17 protein-coding genes and 1 pseudogene are annotated in these 22,372 nt (G+C 68.3%); 7 read left to right on the top strand and 11 right to left on the bottom strand.

What is annotated here, in order from left to right:
• Nucleotides 1-5: 5 nt before the first annotated feature.
• From dsbD to J7J50_RS08670, 5 genes are all read right to left on the bottom strand, one after another.
• A complete protein-coding gene (gene dsbD, locus J7J50_RS08685; RefSeq protein WP_215055697.1) occupies nucleotides 6-2,579 on the bottom strand; it encodes a protein-disulfide reductase DsbD in 2,574 nt (857 codons plus the stop codon).
• On the bottom strand, nucleotides 2,576-2,905 hold the full coding sequence (gene cutA / locus J7J50_RS08680) for a divalent-cation tolerance protein CutA (protein ID WP_215055696.1): 330 nt from the start codon (nucleotides 2,903-2,905) through the stop codon (nucleotides 2,576-2,578). Before cutA ends, dsbD begins: the two co-directional genes overlap by 4 nt.
• Before the next feature lie 98 nt (nucleotides 2,906-3,003).
• Nucleotides 3,004-3,126, bottom strand: a complete 123-nt coding sequence (locus tag J7J50_RS25110; protein WP_285222269.1) for a hypothetical protein — start codon at nucleotides 3,124-3,126, stop codon at nucleotides 3,004-3,006.
• Between the two features lie 33 nt (nucleotides 3,127-3,159).
• Complete coding sequence (locus J7J50_RS08675) at nucleotides 3,160-3,825, bottom strand: SH3 domain-containing protein (RefSeq protein WP_215055695.1); 666 nt, start codon at nucleotides 3,823-3,825, stop codon at nucleotides 3,160-3,162.
• Between the two features lie 45 nt (nucleotides 3,826-3,870).
• Nucleotides 3,871-4,050 carry a hypothetical protein gene (locus J7J50_RS08670; RefSeq protein WP_215055694.1) on the bottom strand — a complete coding sequence of 60 codons (180 nt, stop codon included), beginning with the start codon at nucleotides 4,048-4,050 and terminating at the stop codon, nucleotides 3,871-3,873.
• A 217-nt stretch (nucleotides 4,051-4,267) separates the two neighbouring features.
• On the opposite strand from J7J50_RS08670, the gene J7J50_RS08665 reads away from it, so the two are divergent.
• Entirely contained in the window at nucleotides 4,268-5,608 is a 1,341-nt protein-coding gene (locus tag J7J50_RS08665) for an AcvB/VirJ family lysyl-phosphatidylglycerol hydrolase (protein WP_251043997.1), read from the top strand.
• Nucleotides 5,609-5,658: 50 nt separating this feature from the next.
• Here the strand turns inward: J7J50_RS08665 and mprF are convergent.
• Nucleotides 5,659-8,238: pseudogene (gene mprF, locus J7J50_RS08660) on the bottom strand (bifunctional lysylphosphatidylglycerol flippase/synthetase MprF); the annotation flags it as partial.
• A 264-nt stretch (nucleotides 8,239-8,502) separates the two neighbouring features.
• The gene (locus J7J50_RS08655; protein WP_215055691.1) at nucleotides 8,503-9,444 is read right to left on the bottom strand and encodes a LysR family transcriptional regulator; all 942 of its coding nucleotides are present in this window, start codon (nucleotides 9,442-9,444) and stop codon (nucleotides 8,503-8,505) included.
• Nucleotides 9,445-9,547: 103 nt separating this feature from the next.
• Between J7J50_RS08655 and J7J50_RS08650 the strand changes: the two genes are divergently transcribed.
• A complete protein-coding gene (locus tag J7J50_RS08650) occupies nucleotides 9,548-10,558 on the top strand; it encodes an NAD(P)-dependent alcohol dehydrogenase (RefSeq protein ID WP_215055690.1) in 1,011 nt (336 codons plus the stop codon).
• Between the two features lie 195 nt (nucleotides 10,559-10,753).
• Here the strand turns inward: J7J50_RS08650 and J7J50_RS08645 are convergent, their stop codons facing one another.
• The 3 genes from J7J50_RS08645 to J7J50_RS08635 form a co-directional block, all read right to left on the bottom strand.
• Nucleotides 10,754-12,556: an endonuclease gene (locus tag J7J50_RS08645; protein WP_251043995.1), complete on the bottom strand. Its 1,803-nt coding sequence runs from the start codon at nucleotides 12,554-12,556 to the stop codon at nucleotides 10,754-10,756.
• 373 nt (nucleotides 12,557-12,929) lie between these two features.
• Nucleotides 12,930-13,343, bottom strand: a complete 414-nt coding sequence (locus J7J50_RS08640) for a helix-turn-helix domain-containing protein (protein ID WP_057941649.1) — start codon at nucleotides 13,341-13,343, stop codon at nucleotides 12,930-12,932.
• 388 nt (nucleotides 13,344-13,731) lie between these two features.
• The gene (locus J7J50_RS08635; RefSeq protein WP_057941650.1) at nucleotides 13,732-14,106 is read right to left on the bottom strand and encodes a cupin domain-containing protein; all 375 of its coding nucleotides are present in this window, start codon (nucleotides 14,104-14,106) and stop codon (nucleotides 13,732-13,734) included.
• A 110-nt stretch (nucleotides 14,107-14,216) separates the two neighbouring features.
• On the opposite strand from J7J50_RS08635, the gene J7J50_RS08630 reads away from it, so the two are divergent.
• The 5 genes from J7J50_RS08630 (at nucleotide 14,217) to J7J50_RS08610 (ending at nucleotide 19,858) form a co-directional block, all read left to right on the top strand.
• Nucleotides 14,217-14,714, top strand: coding sequence for a GNAT family N-acetyltransferase (locus J7J50_RS08630; protein WP_215055689.1), 498 nt, complete (start codon nucleotides 14,217-14,219; stop codon nucleotides 14,712-14,714).
• Between the two features lie 16 nt (nucleotides 14,715-14,730).
• Nucleotides 14,731-15,201 carry a helix-turn-helix transcriptional regulator gene (locus J7J50_RS08625; RefSeq protein WP_215055688.1) on the top strand — a complete coding sequence of 157 codons (471 nt, stop codon included), beginning with the start codon at nucleotides 14,731-14,733 and terminating at the stop codon, nucleotides 15,199-15,201.
• Between the two features lie 314 nt (nucleotides 15,202-15,515).
• Entirely contained in the window at nucleotides 15,516-15,803 is a 288-nt protein-coding gene (locus J7J50_RS08620) for a co-chaperone GroES (RefSeq protein WP_057941652.1), read from the top strand.
• Nucleotides 15,804-15,935: 132 nt separating this feature from the next.
• Nucleotides 15,936-17,576 (top strand): chaperonin GroEL, encoded by a 1,641-nt coding sequence (gene groL / locus J7J50_RS08615; RefSeq protein WP_215055687.1) that lies wholly within the window; start codon nucleotides 15,936-15,938, stop codon nucleotides 17,574-17,576.
• 284 nt (nucleotides 17,577-17,860) lie between these two features.
• Nucleotides 17,861-19,858: an alpha/beta fold hydrolase gene (locus J7J50_RS08610; protein ID WP_215055686.1), complete on the top strand. Its 1,998-nt coding sequence runs from the start codon at nucleotides 17,861-17,863 to the stop codon at nucleotides 19,856-19,858.
• A gap of 161 nt (nucleotides 19,859-20,019) precedes the next feature.
• Here the strand turns inward: J7J50_RS08610 and J7J50_RS08605 are convergent, their stop codons facing one another.
• Nucleotides 20,020-22,056 carry a multicopper oxidase family protein gene (locus J7J50_RS08605; protein WP_215055685.1) on the bottom strand — a complete coding sequence of 679 codons (2,037 nt, stop codon included), beginning with the start codon at nucleotides 22,054-22,056 and terminating at the stop codon, nucleotides 20,020-20,022.
• Between the last annotated feature and the right edge of the window lie 316 nt (nucleotides 22,057-22,372).

Raw genomic sequence — 22,372 nt, 5'->3', positions numbered from 1 at the left:
CCGCCTCAGCGCGCCGCTTCGCGCGCACGCGCGGCGCGTTGGGCGAACTCGGGGGCTTTTTCGAAACCGACCAGGCGCAGGTCGCGGCGTTCGGCGCCGTGGGCGAAGTACAGCGTCATCGGCGGGCCGATGATGCCCAGCCGCTTCATCAGCGCCTGATCGAGATCGTCGTTGGCGGTGACGTCGGCCTTGAGCAGGACGAAGCCGTCCAATGCCTGATGCACCTGCGGTTCGGGGAAGGTGTACTTCTCCATCTCCTTGCAGGCCACGCACCAGTCGGCATAGAAGTCGAGCATCAGCGGCCGGCCGGCGCTCTGCGCGGCGGCGATTTCGCGGTCGAGGTCTTCGCTGGACTTGATCTTGCGGAACGGCAGTTCGGCCGGATGCGCGGCCGCGCCGCCGCGCAGGCCGGCGAGCGGGCGCAGCGGGTCGGTACTGCCGGCCAGCGCGCCGACGATCTGCACCGCGCCGGTCAGGCCCAGCAGCAGCGCCGCGATCCAGCCCAGTCCTCGCACGCCGTCGCCGAACGCGCCGCGGCTGAGCGGCAGCGCGATCATCACCGCCGCGCCGATCAGCAACGCGCCCCACAGCGCCAAGGTCGCCGGGCCGGGCAGGATGCGTCCGAGCATCCAGATCGCCATGCCGACGAACACCAGCCCGAACGCGCGCTGCACGCCGACCATCCACGGCCCGCTGGTCGGCAGGCCCTTGCCGGCGGCGACGCCGAAGGCGATCAGCGGCGCACCCATGCCCATCGCCAGCGCGAACAAGGCCGCGCCGCCGAATACCGGGTCGCGGGTCTGGCCGATGTAGAGCACCGCCGCGGCCAGCGGCGGCGCCACACACGGGCCGACGATCAGCGCCGACAGCGCGCCCATGATCGCCACACCCGCCCACGAGCCGCTGCGCTGGCGATTGCTGACTTCGCCGACCAGATTGCGCAGGCGGTGCGGCAACTGCAGTTCGTACAGGCCGAAGCTCGACAGCGACAACACCAGGAACAGCAGCGCGAACAGCACGATCACCCACGGCGTCTGGAAGGCGATCTGCAGATTGGCGCCGACCAGCCCGGCGATCACGCCGGCGATGGTGAACACCACCGCGCTGGCCAGCACGTACACCAGCGACAGCGCGAACGCGCGTTTCGCGCCCAGGCCCGGGCCCTGGCCGACGATCAGGCCGGACAGGATCGGCACCATCGGCAGCACGCACGGAGTGAAGGCGAGCAACAGGCCGAAGCCGAAGAAACTCAGCAGCGCCAGGTAGCGATTGGGCCCGGCCAGGGTGGCGGCGAGCAGGCTGTCTTCGGCCTGCGGCGCGGCGGCGCCGGTGGCGGGCGTGGCCTTGGCTTCGGCGGCCGCGGTCGCGGCGGCGAGCCTGGAATTCGCGTTGGCGCCGGTTTGATCGATCGCGTTCGCCGGCGCGGGCGCGACGGGGTCGGACGCGGCGCTGGCGGCGTTGGCGCCGGCCGCGGTGGAGGCGTTGTCGCCGCTGGCCGCTTCGGTCGCGGCGATGGCCGCGGCCAGGGTCGCGGTGCTGGCGCCGGTTTTCGCGGCGTCGGCGGGAGCCGCGGCGGTGACGGTGCCGGCCGGCAGATCGACGCTGATTTTGCGGGTCATCGGCGGATAGCAGATGCCGTCGGTCTGGCAGCCCTGGAAGCCGGCGGTCAGCACGATCGTCGCCGCGTCGGCGCTGCGGCGGATCAGCGGCAGCGGCACGTCGATCTGTTCGAAGAACACGGTGACCTCGCCGAAGTGTTCGTCGCGGTGCGCGGTGCCGCGCGGCCATTGCGGCTTGCCGGCGGCGATCGCGGCGTTGTCGGTCTTCAGCGAAGTCTTGTCGCGATACAGGTAATAGCCGCGCGCCGGGGTGAAGCGCAGCAGCAGGGTGTTGCCGTCCTGGGCGATGGCTTCGAAGCCGAAGGCCTGTTCCGGCGGCAGCGGCAGCGCTTCGGTCGCGCCGACGTTGGCGTTGCCCGGCGCGCTCAGCGGCGAGGCGGCGCCGAGCAGCGGACTGGAGGCGCCGGCGCGCGCGCCGAAATTCGCCAGCGGCGCGGCCGCGGGCACCGGATCGACTGCCGCCGCGTTCGCATTCGCCGCCGTCGCGGCGATCGCCGCCGCGCCGGGCAAGGCGACGGTCAGCGTGCGCGTCTGCGGCGGATAGCACACACCGGCTTCGGCGCAGCCCTGGTATTTGATCGTCAGCGTCGTGCTGGCGCCGCGGCCCTTGCCGGGCAGCACCGCGTTGAGGTCGCTGTGATAAGTCTCGACGTCGCCGAAGAACTGGTCCTTGTGCGCCTTGCCCTTGGGCAATTGCAGCGGCTGCGCGGCGAAGCCGGCGTCGGCCTTGACCGAGATGCGATGGCGATAGAGGTAATAGCCCTTGGCGATCTTCCACGAGATCGCGATGCGATCGGGCGCGGGCGCATCGGCCTTGAGCGCGAAGGCTTCGTCCACCGGCAACAGGTCGCGCTCGTCCACCGCCAGCGCGGGCGCGGACAGCAGCAGGGCGACACCGGCGAAGGCGAGGGCGGTCAGACCGGCGCGCAGGCGCCGGCCCGGAAACGGGTGGTTGGTCATCGGTCGGGAGTCTGTTCGTTGACCCATCGCATGTAAGGCTCGGAGACGTCGCGGGGTTCGACCACGACGACCTCCGGCAGTTCATACGGATGCAGTTCGGTGAGCCGCTTGATCAGGGCGCCGTGGACGGTGACGCGGGTCTTGATCAACAGCTGGACCTCGGTCGCATGTTCGATCCGGCCCTGCCAGCGGTAGGTCGAGCGCGCGCCGGGGATGCGGGTGACGCAGGCGGCCAGGCCTTCCTCGACCAGGGCCAGGGCGATCGCGTCGGCGCTGGTCTGGTCGGGGCAGGTGCTCAGCACCAGCAGGGGCAGGGTATCGGGCATGGGCCCAGTGTAAGGGGCCGGCACCGCCGGCGAGGAACCAGTTGCACCGTTTAACGCCGGCCAGTGCGCGCAGGCGGCGTGCGCGGGCGCCGGTTTGCTCAATCGGCCGGCTGGTGTTCGCGCAGAAATTCCACGAACGCCCGCAAAGGCGCCGGCATCTGCCGCCGGCCGGGGTAATACAGATAGACGCCGGGAAACGCCGGAGTCCATTGCGGCAGCAACTGCAGCAGCCGGCCTGCGACCGGCGGCTGCGCTCAGCCGCCGTCGCAGCTGGTTTCCTGCAGCGCGCACAGATGATCGACCCAGGCGCGCACCCGGCCCGCTTCGATTCCAGCGGTCGCGGCGGGTTTGATCTGCAAGTGGGCGCGCAACTTGCTGTCGGGCGCGTACTCGACCTGCGCCCATTGCCCGGCGCAGGCGATCAGGCGGCCGTGGTCGAGGAACCCGTCGCTGTCGAAGCTCATGCCGTCTTTTCCGATCAGCACCGCCGGCGACTTGGTGTCGGGCCGTTGCCGGCCGACGCTGGCTTGCGATTTCACCGTCAGCTTGCGTCCGCTGACCCAGCCGGCGCCCTTGAACATCGGCCGCGCCGCGGCGTCGAGCAAGGCTTCGTTGTCGTGCGCGCCGGCGATGCGGAACCAGCCGTCGGCGCCCGCGGTGACCCGCACTTCGACCCTGGCGCGCAGCGGCGGATCGTCGGCGCTGAGCTTGGTTGGCGGCAAGGTGCCGAGCACGCGATGGGCGGTGCCGGGCCCGGCGCGGACGTTGAGCCCGGCCGGATCGGTCTCGTTGACGAAGGCGCCGAACGCGCACGCGGTTTGCGCGGCCGGCGCTTGCGCGCGAACGGGCGCGGCGGCGGACAGCAGCGCCGCCGTCACAGACAGTGCGAGGCTCGCGGCGATGAAATCGGTACGTGGCATATCCGATGTCCTGTGGCGGGAACGTCGCGACGAAACCCGGTGCGATCAGATGACGAGCGGATCGGCGTGCGCATGCGAGCGCAGCCGCGCGGCGTAATCGGCATCGGCGAACGACTCGCCGCGGCGGTTCGGGATCGACCTGGGCTTTCTCATGACGACCGGTTCCTCCTGGATGCCCGCTGCGCGCGAACGACGGCGCCGCTCGATGGTGTTGCCGCGCGCCAAGGATCGGGCAATCCCGGGCGGGCGTCCACCGCTCGCGCGGATGCGAAGGCGGTGGATGCGTTTTCTCCACCGCGGCGCGGGTATAAGGTGACGCATCCAGGAGAACCCCATGCTCGCTTCGCCCCGACTTTTTTCTGCCGCTTTGGCGGCGTGCCTGTGCGCCGTTGGTCCGCCGGCGTTCGCGTCCGAGCCGGCCGCTGCCGCGGCATCGCCGCGGTTGAGCAGCGAAATCAGCCACGGCCGCTTCGTGCGCACGCCGGTGCGGTTGCCGGCGGGCGAGGTCAAGCGCTTCGTGCTGTGGTTCGCCGACGGCCTGGATCTGGCGCGGCGCAAGGCGCGCATCGAGGCGCTGGTCGCCGACGGCGCGATGGTCGCCACCGTCGATGTCGTCGCGCTCGAAACCTTGCTGCGCAAGGACGGCGGCGCGTGCAATTTCTCCTCCGGCGATGTCGAGAATTTCTCGCGCTACGTGCAGGCTTATTACCGTTTGTCGACCTATCACTTGCCGCTGTTGCTCGGCGACGGCGAAGGCGCGGCGCTGGCGTATGCGATCGCCGCGCAGGGCAACGCCAGCCTGTTCGCCGGCGCGGTGTCGGTCGATTTCTGCCCGGTCCTGCGCTTGCCGCGCGCGCTGTGCGCGAACGGCGCGCTGAAGCTGCGGGCCGAGGCCGGGCTCGCGCATCTGCAGGCCGCGCCCTTGCAGGTGCCGTGGCTGGCGGCGGCGCCGCGCGCGCGGGAAAAAAGCTGCAAGAGCGATGAGGTGAACGCCTTCGTCAAGGCGATCGCGCAGGCGCGCATGTTCGCGCGCGCCGGGCAGGACGACGCCACGCCCGGCCTGCGCGCTGCGCTGATCTCGCTGGGCGCGCAACGTCACGCCAGCCTGCCGCCGCCGCCGGCCGATCTGAAGGGCTTGCCGATCACCGAAGTCGCCGCGGCCCAGGGCGGCAACGCCGACACCTTCGCCATCTTCGTTTCCGGCGACGGCGGTTGGGCCGATTTCGACAAGAGCGTCGCCGCGCGCCTGAGCAAGGCCGGGGTGCCGGTGATCGGCCTGGATTCGCTGCGTTATTTCTGGACGCCGCGCACGCCGCAGAGTTTCGCCGTCGATATCGACCGCATCGCGCGCTACTACGGCGCGCAGTGGAAACGCGAGAACGTGCTGCTGATCGGCTTCTCGCAAGGCGCCGACGTGCTGCCGGGCGCGTACAACCAACTGCCGCCGGCGACGCGCGCGGTGGTGCGTTCGACCACGCTGATCTCGGCCGGACAGAACGCCGAGTACGAATTCCATCTGTCCAACTGGATCGGCAACAGCGGCAAGGGCCTGCCGATCGCGCCGCAGGTCGCGCGCATGCCGCCGAGCCGGGTGCTGTGCATCTACGGCAGCGACGACGGCGATGCGCTATGCCCGAAGTTGCCCAAGGGCGCGGCGCTGATCGAGAAAATGCCCGGCGACCACCACCTCGGCGGCGACTACGACGGCGTGGCGGCGCGCGTGCTGTCGGCGTCGGGGATTTCCACCGGCACGGCCGCGGCCGGCGCCACCGTCGCGCCCTGAGCCGGTGGTGCGCTGTCGGGGAAGCGCGCGGTGCCGCGTTCGTGTTCGTCGTGGCGGCGCGGGTCCAGCGAGATCAGCCGGGTCACGTCGAGCAAGGCCGACGGCAGATGCATGCCGCCGGGCGCGGCCAGATAACGCGGGCGCCAGACCGGATCGAACTTGGCCTTGAACCGGCGCAGGCCGACGAAGCCGTAGAAGCGTTCGCCGTGGCGCGCGATCAGATTGGCGAAGCGGTTCCAGCGTCCGGCCAAGCGATGCTGCGCCAGTCCGGATAAGGGCGCCATGCCCAGGCAGAAACGCTCATAGCCGTGTTCGCGTCCCCACATCAGCAGTTCGGCGAACATGAAATCCATCGCGCCCTTCGGCGCGTCGCTGGCGTGGCGCATCAGGTCCACCGACAGCTCGCGACCGTTGGTCGCGGTCCACAGATTGGCGAAGGCGACCACGCGGTTTTCGTGCTCGACCAGGGCGATCGGCAGGCGCTTGAGGTAATCGGGATCGAAACTGCCGAGCGAGAAGCCTTTTTCGTCGCCGGATTTTTGTTCGAGCCACTCGTCCGAAATTTCTTCCAGTGCCGGCAGCAGCGCTTCGACTTCCTCCACCGGGGCGATGCGGAAACTCAGGCCGGAGCGCTTGCCGCGATTCCAGGCCTGGCGCAGGTCGGCGCGGGTTGGCCCCTGCAGGCTGAAATCGGTCAGCGGCACCAGCGCTTCTTCGCCGAGTTTGACCAGGGTCAGGCCGAGGTCGAGGTAGGTCTGCCAATGCTGTTCGCCGACCTGGTAGAACACCGGGCGCACGCCAAGCCGGTCGGCTTCCTCGCGGAAACGCCAGATCAGCGCGCGCGCCGCGTCCGGCGGGCCGACCGGATCGCCCATCGAAATCAGCGAGCCGCCGTAGCGCTGCATCATCACGAAGCCGCGTTGTTCCGGATCGAGCAGCAGCGCCTTGTCGCCGGTCAGCGCCAGATGCGCCTGACTGTCGTCGGCGCCGGCCAGGATCGGCCGGATCAGCGCGAGCTGAGCTTCGTCCGCGTTCGGCAGCGGCGCGCGCGCGGCGTGCATCATGCGCGCCAGCCCGAAGGCGATCACGGTGACGCTGACCAGCAGCATCGCGCGCAAGGCCCGCGGCGCGTTGCCGGAGACCAGGAATTCCCACCACAACTCGTTGCGGTATTCGACGTGGCTGTAGGCGAAGAACATCAGCCACACCGCGGCGATCAGCACCAGGCCCAGATTGCGCAGCCAGCGCCACGACCAAGCTTCGTCGAGCAAGGCGCCCTGACGATAGAACTCGCGCCGCGCCGCCCACAACGCCACCGCCACCAACGGCGGCGCCAGCGCCAGCAGCCAGTGGCCGCCGCGCAGCCACGACGGCAGCGGCAGCAGCACGCACACGCCCAGGGCCAGCGCCCAGGCGGCGTGGCTGCGGCGCTGCAGGCCTTGCCCGATCAGCAGCAGGCCGACGCCGCCGAGACTGGCGAGCAATTGCGAGGTTTCGATCAGCGACAAGGGCGCGGCGGCCAGCCGATGCCGCGGCTTGGGCAGGGTGCCGTCGATGATCAGCGCGGCGCCGAGCACGAACGCGGCCAGCGCGATCACGTGCGGCAGCCAGGGCCGGATCGCCAGCCACGCGGTGCGCAAGGCGCTGGCGCGGCGCGCGACCGGTCCGCGCGCCGAGCCGAACAGACCCAGCAAAGTCGCCAGCGCCAGCGGCGCGGCGTAGTAGGTGATGCGGTACGCCACCGCCGCCGCCAGCAGGCTGGCCGGCGCCACGCCCGGCAGCAGCTTGAGCAGGCTCCATTCGAACACGCCGATGCCGGCCGGCACGCTCGACACCAACCCCGCCAGCACCGCCACCAGATACAGGCCGACGAAACCGATGAAGCCGGTGCCCGAGGCGGCCGGGATGTCCGGCGCCAGCAGCACGTACAAGGCGCCGCCGGCCAGGGCCAGTTCGACCACGCTCAGCGCGGTCACGCTGAGCACGGTGCGGCGGTCGGGCAGCCACAGCGCGTGTTCGCGCAATCGCAGCGTGCGGCCTTCGCGGCCGACCGCGAACAGCAGGCCGAGAAAGGCGATGGCGACGGCCGCGCCGATCGCGCGGATCGCGTCTTCGCTCAGCGGCAGCAGCAACGCCGCCGGCGCGGGTTCGAACATCAGCGCGCAGGCCAGCAGCACCCAGGCGCCGAACACGAAGCCCAGCGTGCTCATCAGCACCACTTGGCCGATGTCGGCCAGGGACAACCCGGCCGCGCCGTAGCCGCGCAGCCGCACCGCGCCGCCGGTGAGGGCGGCGAAGCCGAGGGTATGGCCGACCGCGTTGGCCAGGAACGCGGTGACGATCAGCCGCAGCGGTTTGACCTTGCTGGCGTTGCGGCGCAGGCCGACCGCGTCGAATCCGACCAGGCAGGCGTAGCTGGCCAGGCTCAGCGCGAACGCCAGGCCGATGCGGGCGGCGTCGATCTGCTGGAAGGCGTGGCGGATCGAGCGATAGCCCTGTTCGGTGAATTCGCCGGCGAGCGCGTGCAGGGCCAGCGCCAGGATCGCCAGGCTGGCGATCAACGACGCGACGCGGCGCCAGGGCGAGGCGGGGCGTTCGGTGGAGGAGCTTGAAGGGGGCTGGGTAGTCATCGTTGCGGGGGTGGGTATCGGTAAAGCTTTCAGCAAATGGTGCGAAAACGGAATGAGGGGGCAGTGTGAGGGGAACTGGGAGTTGCGGTACGCGGGTTAAGAGCAAATCCCCCCCTGGCCCCTTTTTCAAAGGGGAATCGATCTGGTGGGGGCGTCGGTTTGCCGGGTGGGTTAGCGCGCGAACCATTGCCCCCTTTGAAAAAGGGGGCGAGCGCCCGGTGCCGCCACGAAGTCGAAGCGAACCCACCGCGCGGGGGATTCGCTCTACCCGCCGCGACTCACCTCATCCCCCGCAATCACCCGATCCCACACCGCCGGCCGGCCAATCGTCTCTTCAAGAAAATCGATAAACGCCTCGACCTTCCGCGGCCGATACTCGCGCCCCGGATACACCGCATAGATCCCGATCGGCAGCAGACTCCAATCCGGCATCACCTCGACCAGTTCCCCCGACGCCAACTCATGCGCGACCGCGAACGTCGCCGTCTGCAGAATCCCGCCGCCGCGCACCGCCGCATCGACCAGCGGCACGCCGTAGTTGGCCTTCAGCCGCCCGCGCACCGGCACCCGCAGCGGTTCGCGATCGCGCTGGAATTCCCAGGTCGGGGTGTCGCGGAACAAGGTGTAGTGCAGGCAGTCGTGGTCGATCAGCTCGGCCGGCGCGGCCGGGGCGCCGCGCCGATGCAGATAGTCGGGCGAGGCGACCAGGATGCGCCGGGTCTCGGCGATCCGCCGCGCCACCAGGCGCGAATCGCTGAGCGCGCCGATCCGGATCGCGGCGTCGAAGCCGGCGCCGATCAGATCGACGAAACGGTCGTCGAACTGCACGTCCAGCGAGATCCCCGGATAGCGATCGAGAAACGCCGGCAGATGCGGGATCACGTACAGCCGGCCGAAATTCATCGGCACCGACACCCGCAGCTCGCCGCGCGGCTGCGCCGACAAGTCGTGGACGCGTTCGCCCGCGGCCAGGATCTGCGCCAGCGCCGGCGCGACCTCGGCGTAATAGTGGCGGCCCGATTCGGTCAGGCTCAGGCGCCGGGTCGAGCGATTGAGCAGCTTGGCGCCCAGGCGCGCTTCCAGGGTGTTGAGCCGGCGCGTGATCGCGCCCGGCGTCACCTGCAGCTGCCGGGCCGCGGCGGTGAAACTGCCGTGCTGGAGGATGGCCTCGAAGGCCTCGAGTTCGGAGTACAGGCCGCCGATCATTATTGAGACACTCTCAATGATGAGTTGTCTGGCTGATCCTATATCAACGGATGACTCAACAATAGCCTGTGCATCCCGACCCCACGCTCCCAGGAACCCCGTCATGGATGCCTTCCAACTCCAAGGCCACAGCCTCGACAGCCTGCGCCGCCTCGACCTGCCCGAACCCCAGCCCGGCCCCGGCCAGGTGCGGGTCCGGGTCGCCGCCGCCTCGATCAACTACCGCGACTACGCCCTGGCCACCGGCCGCTACCAACCTGAGCTGCCGCGCCCGTTCGTGCCGCTGTCCGACGGCGTCGGCCGGATCGACGCGCTCGGCGCGGGCGTGGCCGACTTCGCCGTCGGCGAACGGGTGATCGGCCACTACACCACCGCCTGGCGCGAAGGCCCGTTCAAGTCCGAGAACCACCTGAGCAAGCTCGGCGGCCCGCTCGACGGCTGGCTGGCGCGCTCGATCGTGCTGCCGGCCGACGCGATCGCGCGCGCGCCGCGGTTTCTCGACGACGCCGAGGCCTCGACCTTGCCGGTGTCCGGTCTCACCGCCTGGACCGCGCTGCGCAAACTGCAGTTGCAGCCCGGCGCGAAGCTGCTGGTGCAGGGCACCGGCAGCGTCTCGCTGATGGCGCTGCAACTGGCCGCCGCGCGCGGCGTGGAGGTGATCGCGACCACCGGCGATGCGGGCAAGGCCGAACTGTTGCGCTCGCTCGGCGCGCGCGCCGTCGTCGACTACAGGCAGCGCGCGGATTTGTCCGCGGCGGTGCGCGAACTCACCGGCGGACGCGGCGTGGACGGCATCGTCGATGTCGTGGGCGGGCAGCAATTCCTGCAGTTGTTGCAGGCCGCGGCCGACAACGCCCACATCGCGGTGATCGGGTTTCTGCAGAGCATGAACGTGGACGGCAATGTGATCGGCCCGATCATGGCGCGCCAGCTCAACATCCACGGCGTCAGCGTCGGCAGCTTGCAGGATTTGCGCGCGTACCTGGACGAGGTCGAAGCCCATCGCATCCGTCCGGTCGTGGGCGCGCGGTTTTCGTTCGAAGACGGGGCGCGGGCGATCGCGTCGATCGCGGAGGAGCGGCAGGTGGGCAAACCGGTGGTGATTTTCGATTGAGCGGAAGTCTTTCGAGGTCTCTTGTAGGAGGGGCTTCAGCCCCGATGCTCTTCGCTCAGACCTTGTCTAAGTTCACAGCGATCTGAAACAAAAGCATCGGGGCTGAAGCCCCTCCTACAAAGACCTCGAAGTCTCTGCAAAAAACGAAGGCCCGCGATCGCGGGCCTTCGTCGTATCGCAATGAACCGCGGGCGCTTACGGAATCAGCTGGCAGCTCGCCGGCTTGGCCGAGTTGAACAGCGAGGCCGTCGCCCATTCCGGATGATCGATGAACGGGTTGCGGTTGCCCTGGAAGCTGTAGATCACTTCGTTGCGCGCCTTCTCGGCGGCATCCGGCGGATCGGCCTGATGCCACGACAACAGCGTGGTCAGCAAACCCATGTACGCCGGCGACGAGGAGGTGATGACGATCTTGCTGCGGTCGTCGGTCAGTTCCAGATCCGGCTCGCTCTGGCCGTTGTTCGGATCGGTGCCGCCTTCGTAGCGGATCGCCATGTACAGCACCGCGCGCGCCATGTCGCCGCGGCGCTTGCCCCAGACCTGGAACGAGCCGCTGTTGCCGTCGGGCGTCTTGAACCAGTTGGAGTTGCCCGGATACACGCCGCTGCCGCCGCCGCTGCCGTTGTTGACTTCGGTGACGCGCTCGCCGCAGCCGCTGGACAGCGAGCAATCGGCGAAGGGCTTGTTGCCGCGATCGGCGTTGTAGCCGGCGTCGGTCAGATACAGCATGTGGGTATCGGTGTACGGCGCGTACGGCAGGCCGAGGTTGCCGGTCGCCGTGCCGAAGCCGAGCGAGTTCGGCCAGGTGTGTTCGCGGTTGTACTTCACCCCGCTGCCGCTGCCCGCGCGGTCGGTGATCTTGACGAAGCTGCGGTTCTTGTACGCATCGAGGATGCGGCCGGCGTTGTTCGGATCTTCGTCGGCGATTTCCAGGATCGACCAGGTGTTGGTGGTGCCGCCGCTGTACGGATAGACCGTGTGGCCCTTGATGGTCTCGTGCAGCGAGCAACGCAGCTGGCTGGCGCTGCTGGTGTTGACGTGCGAGTAGTAGCCCGTCGGCGCGCCGCCGCCGCTGGCGACGTTGAAGTTGACCACCGTGTTCGCGGCCGGCGTGGCGCCGCCGGCATCGGTGACCTTGCTCGCCACGACGGTGAAGGTGCAGGCCTCGCCGGCGTGCAGCGCGGTGCCGGTGGAGGCGGTGATGGCGGTGCCGCTGGACGGATAGGTCAGGGCGACCGCGCCGGAGGTCGCGCACTGCAGCGTCAGCGCGCCGCTGGCCAGCGTCACCGCTTCGCTGAAGTTCGCCGCCAGATCGCCGGCGGCCGGGAAGCTGGTCGAGCCGTTGGACGGCGTGGTCGAACTCACGCTCGGCGGCGTGTTCGGCGCGCTGCCGGTGAAGGTCTGGCCGTTGTTGCAGGCGCCGAAGGTCTGGGTCGCCGAGCTCTGCCAGGTGAACTGCGAATACGCGCTGCCGTTGCCGGACAACTGCAGCGAGGTGCCGGCCGCGGCCGAACCGGATTCCGACACCGGCAGATTGGTGCTGGTCTTGCCCGAGGCCGGGCCGTTGCTGGCGGTGATTCCGCCTTCGTAGCTCAGGAACTGCACCACCGCGCCGCTGCCATCGACCAGGGCGAAGCCGTCGTTGGAGCCATTCTGGATGCCGTTGGTGGGATAGCTCAGCGTGGCGATGCGCACGCTGCCGCCGCAGGTCACCACGCTGCCGGCCGGGACCAGATCGTTGTCGTAGCTGGTCGCCGACGACGGCGTGCTGCCGTTGTAGAGATAGACGCGGTAATTGCTGAGCGTTTCGCCGGCCGTGGCGACGACCTCGATGCGCTCGCCGACATCGCCCGATGAGGTGGCGTCGTCGTAATGGAATTCGTTGATGAACACGGCGGCCGGGGCCATCGTCGGCAACAGCGCGGCGATGGCGAGCGTGAGAGCGCCGGTGCGGCGCGCGGACATGAGAGTGGAACAGCCAGCAACGGACTTGGGCATCGATACGGCTCCTTTTGAGTGGCATCGCGCTCGGTCGCCGTGCGGCGAACCGCCGGCGCGATTCGGGCGCCCTCCCCAGGGCGCGTCGGTCGAGTCTAGTCGGGCTTTGTGACAGCGTCGGCCCGGGGAGCGGCGACGGCATCGCGAAACAGCGACGGGGGTCGCGCTTGGCCACATGGACTGTGCCAGCAGGGCGGCGCCTTTAAGCTTTTGTGGGAGGGAGCTTTAGCCCCGATGCTCTTCGTTGTGGGAGGGAGCTTTAGCCCCGATGCTCTTTTTTCAGATCGCTGCAAGCGGAACGAAGAGCATCGGGGCTAAAGCTCCCTCCCACAAAAGCTCTCCCACAAAAGCCCTTTTGCAAAAGCTTCTTCCCTCAAGCCGCCCCGCGCGCCTTGCCGCCGCTGCTGCGCGGCCGCCCGGTACGCAACTCCGCCAATTGCTCGGCGACCTCCACCAACGGCGCCCTCGACCGGGTCGGCGCCTCGCGGAACGCGGCGATCAGCCGCAGTTCCAAGGGATCGTCGATCAACAGCGCATCGGCGGCGGCGACCGAATCCATCGCCGTGTCCTGCGACAGGCTCATCTTGCCGCGGCCGGTGGCCAGCCACTCGAACTGGACGCCCGTCACCATCGCCACTTCGCGCAGATGGGAGACGCTGGGGAACTTGCCCTGGGCCGATTCCCAGTGCCCGACCGCGCTGCGCTGGACGCCGACCGCCGCGCCCAGCGCAGCTTGCGACAGACCGGCGTGGCGACGGGCGAGACGTATGCGCTGCTGCGGCGTCATGTGACAGTTTTGGGCAGTTTTTAGGGAGTTTTTCCGCTACTGCTACCGATATTCACCCGGTGAGCAATAGACACAAGACCTAGTGCGTTTTCGCTAGCGTTGCGTGCCGGTGCAATCAATAAATACAACAGCTTAGCCGTTCGAACAAGTGTAAGAGCCAGCAAAAGTAGCCAAAAACACGACCCGGTGGTGTAGCAACCGTGATGAGGACTTCGGAATATGGCACCTCGCCGATACGGACTTCGGCAAGACACGAGGTCGGTTCGGGGGACGGGCGCAGGATCGCGCCATGCGCAGGACGGCCATCTCCGCACCAAAGAGCGCGTTCCACGGGACGCGCTCTTTCTTTTTGTGGCGCCGAATCGCGGCCGCGGCCGATGCGCCGGGATCAGCCCAGCGGCCGCAACTGCTCCTGCAGCGATCGCGTCTTGTCGGTGACCACGTCGCCGGTGTGCTGCGTGGTCTTGCGCTCGATCAACAGCAGATGGCATTCCTCGTCGGCGATCGGGTTGTGCCGCACGCCCTTAGGCACGACGAACATCTCGCCCGCGCCCAGCTCGACGCTGCGCTCTTCCATCTCGATCACCAGCCGGCCCTTGAGCACGTAGAACAACTCGTCCTCGTCGGCGTGGCTGTGCCAGGCCAGGGTGCCGTGCACGCGCGCGACCTTGATGTAGGCCTCGTCCACCTCGGCCACCACCCGCGGCGACCACAGTTCGGTGAGCGATGCGGCGATTTCGGCGGGGGAGGTGACGGACGACATGGTCGGGTCCTGGCGAAGGCGGGGATCGGCAGTCTAGTACGCGCGCGGCCGGCATCGCGGTTGGCGCGGGCGTGGATTATCGTGAGGCCGGATCTCTACGGAACGCCCGCATGTCTTCGCCCCCCTCCAACGCGCGCGCCCTGCCGCCGCCGCGCCCGGCGCGCAGCGACGAAGCCGCGCGCCTGTGGGCGCTGCGCACGCGGGCGGTACGCGCGACCTGCATCAGCCATTACGACGCCGCGACCGTCGCGGCGTGGTCGGCTTCGCCGTTGCCGGATTCCTACGCGCGCATGATCGCCGCCGGCGGCGCGGTGCTGATCGAGGACGACGGCGAATTGCTCGGCTACGGCATCGTCGATCTGGACGGCGCCGAGGTCGAGGCGATGTTCGTCGATCCCGCGCACGGCGGCCGCGGCCTGGGCGCGCGGCTGATGGGCGAGATCGACGCGATCGCCCGCGCCCACGGCCTGCCGGCGTTGACGGTGGCGTCTTCGCTCAATGCCGTGGCGTTTTATCAGGCGATGGGATTCCAGGCGATCGGCGAAGACGCATACGCGCATCCCAGCGGAGTGAGTCTGGCCTGTGTGCGGATGCACAAACGCTTGTAGCTCGCCGGTGTCGGCGATGCGGCCAGCCTCACGCCATCGAATCGATCCACTCGCGCCACCGCGCATCGCGAATTTCCAGCACCTCGAACAAACCCACGGCGCGCAAGGCCGGCAAGGCGTCGCGGATGTGCTGTTCGGCTTGCGCGCGCAACGATGCGGCGGCGCGCGGATCGCTCAAGGTGCGCGCATTGGCCAGGGACTGATCGACGACCCGGCCGACCCGCGCGGCCTGGGCGAGTGGGCCGAGCACGCGCATCTGTCCGGGCGCAGCCTGAGCCGCCGCTTCAGCGCCGAAACCGGCTACAGCCTGCCGCAGTGGCGGCAACGCGCGCGGCTGATGCGCGCGCTGGAGCGGCTAGCCGCCGGCGAAGCGGTGACCGCGGTCGCGCTGGACCTGGGCTACGACAGCGTCAGCGCTTTCATCGCCATGTTCCGGCGCCATCTGGGCGCGACGCCGACTCAATACCTCAAGTCCCTGCACGACTGAGGCGAACCGGCCGGGGCGTGCGCCGCCCGAGGCCTGAACCCGATCCGCGGCGGCCGCCCTGTCATCCCGATTTCGCCTGGCGATGGGAGCCTGTCGGCGTCCGGCGCCGATCCTGGGGCCGGAACCGGTCCGGTCCCGGGCGGGCGGCGCGAAGGATTTATTCGCCCGCCCCCTTGAAAGCCCGCCGGCGCCCCTCATTAAGCGTGCAGTCCCGGCTTGCCGGGCGCTTTTGTCCCCGCCGTTGGCACTCGACGGGGGCGACTGCTAAAATTACCGTTCTTTCTCCACCCATTCAGTCACTTACAGAGGTCGCCATGAATCTCAAGCCGCTTTATGACCGCGTTGTGGTCAAGCCGATCGAAGCCGACGAAGTCTCCGCCGGCGGCATCATCATCCCCGACGCCGCCAAGGAAAAGTCCACCAAGGGCGAGATCGTCGCCGTTGGCGAAGGCAAGGCCCTGGACAACGGCAGCGTGCGCGCGCCGAAGCTCAAGGTCGGCGACAAGGTCATCTACGGCCAGTACTCGGGCAGCTCCTACAAGCAGGACGGCGTCGAATACAAGATCCTCAAGGAAGACGACGTTCTCGCGATCGTCGGCTGAGCGAGCCGGGAATCGGGAATGGGGAATCGGGAATCGTCAAAGCGCTTGCGCTGACGTTCCCGCCCATGCCGATTCCACCGCTTCTGCTCTTTCCATTCCCGATTCCCCATTCCCAATTCCCGGAGTTTCACCATGGCTGCCAAAGAAATTCGTTTCGGTGAGGACGCACGCGCCAAGATGGTGCGCGGCGTAAATATTCTCGCCAATGCCGTCAAGGCCACCCTCGGCCCGAAGGGCCGTAACGTCGTGCTCGAAAAGAGCTTCGGCGCGCCGACGATCACCAAGGACGGCGTGTCCGTCGCGAAGGAGATCGAACTGGCGGACAAGTTCGAGAACATGGGCGCGCAGATGGTCAAGGAAGTCGCTTCCAAGACCTCCGACAACGCCGGCGACGGCACCACCACCGCGACCGTGCTGGCCCAGGCGCTGATCCGCGAAGGCATGAAGGCGGTCGCCGCCGGCATGAACCCGATGGACCTCAAGCGCGGCATCGACAAGGCCGTGGTCGAAGCGGTGGCCGAGCTGAAGAAGCTGTCCAAGCCGTCGTCCACCAGCAAGGAAATCGCCCAGGTCGGCGCGATCTCCGCCAACTCCGACGCCGACATCGGCGACCTGATCGCCCAGGCGATGGACAAGGTCGGCAAGGAAGGCGTGATCACCGTTGAAGACGGTTCGGGCCTGGAGAACGAGCTCGACGTCGTCGAGGGCATGCAGTTCGACCGCGGCTACCTGTCGCCGTACTTCATCAACAACCAGCAGTCGATGTCGGCCGAACTGGACGACCCCTACGTGCTGCTGTACGACAAGAAGATCTCCAACGTCCGCGACCTGCTGCCCGTGCTGGAAGGCGTGGCCAAGGCCGGCAAGCCGCTGCTGATCGTCGCGGAAGAAGTCGAAGGCGAAGCGCTGGCGACCCTGGTGGTCAACACCATCCGCGGCATCGTCAAGGTCTGCGCCGTCAAGGCTCCGGGCTTCGGCGACCGTCGCAAGGCGATGCTGGAAGACATGGCCGTCCTCACCGGCGGCACCGTGATCTCGGAAGAAGTCGGTCTGCAGCTCGAGAAGGCTACGATCAAGGATCTGGGCCGCGCGAAGAAGGTGCAGGTCTCCAAGGAGAACACCACCATCATCGACGGCGCCGGCGACGGCGATTCGATCCAGGCCCGCATCAAGCAGATCAAGGCGCAGATCGAAGAGACCTCGTCGGACTACGATCGCGAGAAGCTGCAAGAGCGCGTGGCCAAGCTGGCCGGCGGCGTTGCGGTGATCAAGGTCGGCGCTTCGACCGAAATCGAAATGAAGGAAAAGAAGGCTCGCGTCGAAGACGCGCTGCACGCCACCCGCGCTGCCGTGGAAGAAGGCATCGTCCCGGGCGGCGGCGTCGCGCTGCTGCGCGCCAAGGCGGCCATCGCCGGCCTGAAGGGCGCCAACGAAGACCAGAACCACGGCATCCAGATCGCCCTGCGCGCGATGGAAGCCCCGCTGCGCGAAATCGTCACCAACGCCGGCGAAGAGCCGTCGGTCATCCTGAACAAGGTCCAGGAAGGCGCCGGCGCGTTCGGTTACAACGCCGCCAACGGCGAATACGGCGACATGCTCGAGTTCGGCATCCTGGACCCGACCAAGGTCACCCGCACCGCGCTGCAGAACGCGGCTTCGATCGCCGGCCTGATGATCACGACCGAAGCGATGGTCGCCGAGCTGCCGAAGAAGGACGAGCCGGCGATGCCGGGCGGCGGCGGCATGGGCGGCATGGGCGGTATGGATTTCTGATCCACCGATCGCCGTGAAGCAACACCAGGAACCCCGCCGAAAGGCGGGGTTCTTTTTTGCCCGGACCCTCGTGAGGGGGCTTTTGCAGGAAAGGCTTTTTGCAGAAGGGGGTTTATGGGAGGGCTTTTGTGGGAGGGGCTTCAGCCCCGACGCTTTTCCTTCAGATCGCCGCATCGGATCGGAAAGCACCGGGGCTGAAGCCCCTCCCACAAAAGCGTCCCCATCGATTTACTCCGCCCCGCCCGCGCTCGACAATGCGCTCGCCCCCGACGAAGACTTCCCGCATGCGCGTATCCGTACTGCTTCTGCCCTGTCTGCTGATCGCGCTGACCAGCGGCTGCGCCGTGGTCAAGGTCAAGGAGCGCGGCTTCGGCGAGATCGCCGCCGAGCGCAATCTCGATGCGCTCAACGGCGGCAAGCTGAGCACCTCGGCGGCCACCGCGCTCGGCTCGGCCGGGCTCGACCCGGACCAGTGCGCGAAGGACGCCGCGCCGTGCATCCAGCAACTGCGCGCGCTCGCGCCGATCGAAGACTGGCTGGCGACCGCGTCGGAACTGCAGTTGCTGCGCATGAACGCCGCGCCGGCGACGCTGAGCAAGGCGGCCGAAAGCGCGGGCTGGTCCAGGCGCAAGGCCGCGGCCACCGGGTCGGGCGATGCCGGTCTCGCCCCGGCCTCGGCCGAGGTCGCCGCGCAAGTCGCCAGCGACGAGCGCACCCGCGCGGCGATCGAGACCGCGCGCTATGCCTACGCCTATCTGTTCCTGACCCCGCGCACGCCCGAGCAGCGCGTGTTCGAAGCGCGCCAGGAGCGCGTGCTGCAGTACTACAACCGCGCGGTCGATGTGGTCGCGCAATCGGCGTTCGAAGCCAGCCGCGGCCAGGTCGGGGCGACGCCGCTGCACGTCGGCGGCATGAACCTGGGGATCGGCCTGCACGGCTACGAAGCCTCCGAGATCGGCAAGCAACCCGAGGCCCTGCTCGCCTCCGACAGCCTGGGGTTCGACAATCTGCGCGCGGTGTATCGGCGCGATGGATTCGGCACCGGACTGGTCGCGGTGTTTCCGCGGCGTTCGCCGCAGGCCCCCGACGCCGAGGACGTTCCCTACCGCGATACCCGCTATCTGCCGGTGACCGCGACCCTGCGCTTCGCCGGCGACGGCCTCGACGGCGTGCTGGCCAGCCGCGAGGCCAGCATGGACATCTACAACCCGTATCGCATCGACAGCGAGACCATCGGCGGGCGCAAGGTGCCGCTGGCGGCGAACTACTCGGCGGCCTACGGCGTGTGGCTGGCGCGTTCGGAACTGGCGCGGCTGAGCCTGTCGAGCCTGCTGCGGCCCAAGCAGGCGCGCAGCTTCCAGCCGCGCATCTATCTCAACCAGCCTTACGATCCGGACAAACGCGTGATCGTGCTGGTGCACGGACTGGCCAGCAGCCCGGAGGCCTGGGTCAACCTGGCCAACGAAATCCTCGGCGACGAAACCCTGCGCAAGCGCTATCAGCTGTGGCAGGTGTTCTATCCGACCAACATGGGCATCCTGTCCAATCGTCTGGCGATCGACTCGGCCCTGAGCAAGACGTTCGAACACTACGACCCGGAAGGCGACGACGTCGCCAGCCACGACGCGGTGCTGGTCGGACACAGCATGGGCGGGGTGATCGCGCGGCTGCTGGTCAGCGACAGCGGCGAGCACGTGATGGACGAAACCCTGCGCTCCTTCGACCCGGCCGCCGCCCAGCGCCTGGGCCAGGAGCCGCTGGTGCGCGCGTTGACCGTGTTCCGGCCGATGCCGCAGTTCGGCCGCGCCGTGTTCCTGGCCTCGCCGCATCGCGGCGCGGTGGTCAGCGACGCCTGGCCGCTGCGCATGGTGCGCAAACTGATCCGCCTGCCGTTCGACGTGCTGCGCGATACCGCCGAATTGATCCAGCGCACCCAGGTCAACCAGGACGAATTGCAGAAGCTGGGTTTCCGCAAAGGCCGCCCGCCGACCGGGCCGGACGATCTGAGTCCGAATTCGTTGTTCATGCGCAGCACCGAAGACCTGCCGATCGAATCGGGTCTGCCGTATCACACCATCGTCGGCCAGCGCGACACCAAGCTGCCGCTGCTGCAGTCCAGCGACGGCGCGGTGCCGTACCGCAGCGCCCATCTGGACGGCGCACTGTCGGAGAAGGTGATCGTGTCCGGCCACAGCGTGCAGGAGACGCCGCAGGCGATTTTGGAGCTGCGGCGGATTCTTCGGGTGGATATGGCGGATTACGAGAAGCGCGGGAAGCGCTGAGGCGCGGTCCGTGGCGATGACGCAGGTCGCCTTCGTCGCTTGCGAGATGCTCCCTCTCCCGCGAGCGGGAGAGGGGCTCCATCATTGCTCAACCAGCGTATGCGTTCACAGCTCGCACCTCGCTCTCGCATCGCCGCTACCGCGGCGATGCGTTGCCACCATCAATGATGGCTGCTAGCCGAAATACCGCCACCCTTGCCGTCAGGCACCAGCACGCGCACGTTCTGCATCATGCCTTGGTCCTCGTGATCGAGGATGTGGCAATGCAGGACGTACTCGCCGATGTAGCGCTCGTAACGGGTGCGCACCAGCAGGTGATAGCCCTTCTTGACGAACAAGGTGTCTTTCCACGTGCCCTGCAGGTTGGCGTACTGCGGATCGACCAGCTTGCCTTTGTCGTCCACGTCGCCGGTCACGCTGACTTCCTTGCCCTTGTCGTCGAGGATGCTGACGATCTGGAACGGGTTGACGTGGATGTGGAAGGGATGGCCGCCCACCAGCGAAGTCAGGCGCCACTCTTCGACGTTGCCCAGGATCAGGTCGCGCGCCGCGGCAGGATCGTAAGGCTTGCCATCGACCATGTAGACGGTGCGCTTCTTGCCGTCCTCGACCACGTCCTCGATGTTGAACACCACGTCCTGGCCCTTGCCGTTGATCTCGCCTTTTTCGATGGTCCGGTGCGGGATGAAGTCGTCCAGGCGCAGGTGATCGCGCAAGCCGGCGACGACGCGTTCGCGCACGCTGGCGGGCATCTGCTGCTGCGCCGATGCCACCAGTTTTTCGGTCACGAACGCTTCCACGTCGTCGACCTTCGCCGCGCCGCCGACCTCGGCGATGCCGAGCAACTGCCGGTCTTCCGGGGCGTTGGTGATGCTGGCGCTGGCGGGCGCGGCGGCGTCGAGCACGCAGTACTTGGCGGCCTTGGGAAACACCACCAGCGCGTCGCTGCGGTAGCCGGGCTGCAGCACGTTCTCGGTCTTGACGATGGTCTTGGCGTGGGTGAGGCCGTCGCTGGCGACTTCGAACTGCTTGAGCGGCGCGCCGGTGCAGTGCTGGGTCACCCAGTTGTCCAGGGCCGCGCCGGACAGGCCGGCGATGCTGGCCGAGGCGGCATCGACTTCGCGCAATTGCAGATTGACGGTATCGCGCACGCCGGCGTGAAGCAGGCGCCAGCGCTCGACGCGGCCGGCGACCAGGCCGTTGAAGGTCGGCAGCACGGTGCCGTTGATGCTGGTGTGGCGGCCGGATTTCTGCCACACGCCGAAGCCGAATTGATCGTCGTAGTTGTCGATCTGGCCGGTGTCGTTTTCGCCGCAGGTCCAGAAGCCGTTCTTGTCGGTCTTGATCTTGCCGTCGGTGCCGCGGCAGGCGTAGGCGACCTGCTGGAACATCAGCAACCGTTCCGGCATCGCCGCGCCGGTCTCATCGCGCAGCAGCGTATCGACATCGCCGGTGCGGTCGCTGCCGGGCAGGCGATCGCCGCGCACCAGCAACGCGCCGGCCATGCCGCTGGACACCTGCAGCGCGGTGGAGCCGTGCAGATGCGGGTGATACCAGAACGTGCCGGCGGGATGGTCGGCGGGCAGGTTGTATTCGTACTCGAACTTGACGCCCGGGCGCAGCGTCAGCAGCACGTTGTCGCTGTTGCCGGTGGGGCTGACCCACAGGCCGTGCGAGTGCAGGTTGGTCGAGTTGAAACAGTGCGGAATGTTGATGTTGGCCGGGTGGCAGTCGGGCTGCGGCGGCAATTGATTGTGGAGGCGGATGCGCACGGTCTCGCCCGGCGAGGTGACGATGGTCGGAGCGACGAAGGGCACGTCCGGATCGGTGCCTGGGCTCTGGTACGAGCGCAGTTTCACTTTGTCGTAGCGCTGGCTGTTGGGATTCCAGATCTTCGATTCGGTAAAGGCGATGCGCAGATCGAGCTTGGCCTCGTGCGTGTCCAGCGGCTTGGCGCCGGCCGGGGTCAGGCTCAGCAGCGGCTTGACGTCCTGCGAGCGCAGCATGCGCGCCAGCACCGGCTGCTCTAGCGCGCGCGGCGCCAGTCTGGCCGCGGCGGCGGACTTGCTCGCATCCTGCGCGGACAGCGCGAACGGCGCGGCCGCGAACAGGCAGGCGACGGCCGCGGCGGCCGCGAGCGGAGTGCGCGCAAGACGAAGCCGCGTACCGGCGGCGGAGAAGGAATGAATGCGTTCCATGCTGGGCTCCTGATGGAATGAGTGAAGTGCGGGAACGGCGCTGGGTTCGACTGCCTGCGAATTGCGGACGCCCACGGGCGCGCCGCGCCGTCGTTTACGGCTGCGTTGCTGCGAGATCGGTCATGGCCCCTGTTGCCCGTCGCGGGCGGCCGCGGTTTCGCGAACTCATCGCGCGCGGCCGCTCTTCGACGGTGCTGCGTGCTGCCGGTCCGTCCGCGCCGGGGGACGATGGTTCCCGGATCGAGAGCCCAGCCGCGTCACCCGGCGATGCCGGACCTGCAGTGAGAACGGCGTCTCGCAGGGCGAGTCGGCGCGC

This window comes from Lysobacter sp. ISL-50 (assembly GCF_018612875.1).
Lineage (GTDB): Bacteria > Pseudomonadota > Gammaproteobacteria > Xanthomonadales > Xanthomonadaceae > Lysobacter.
Note: the sequence above shows the minus strand (reverse complement) of the source record. Positions and strands in the feature narration are given on the sequence as shown.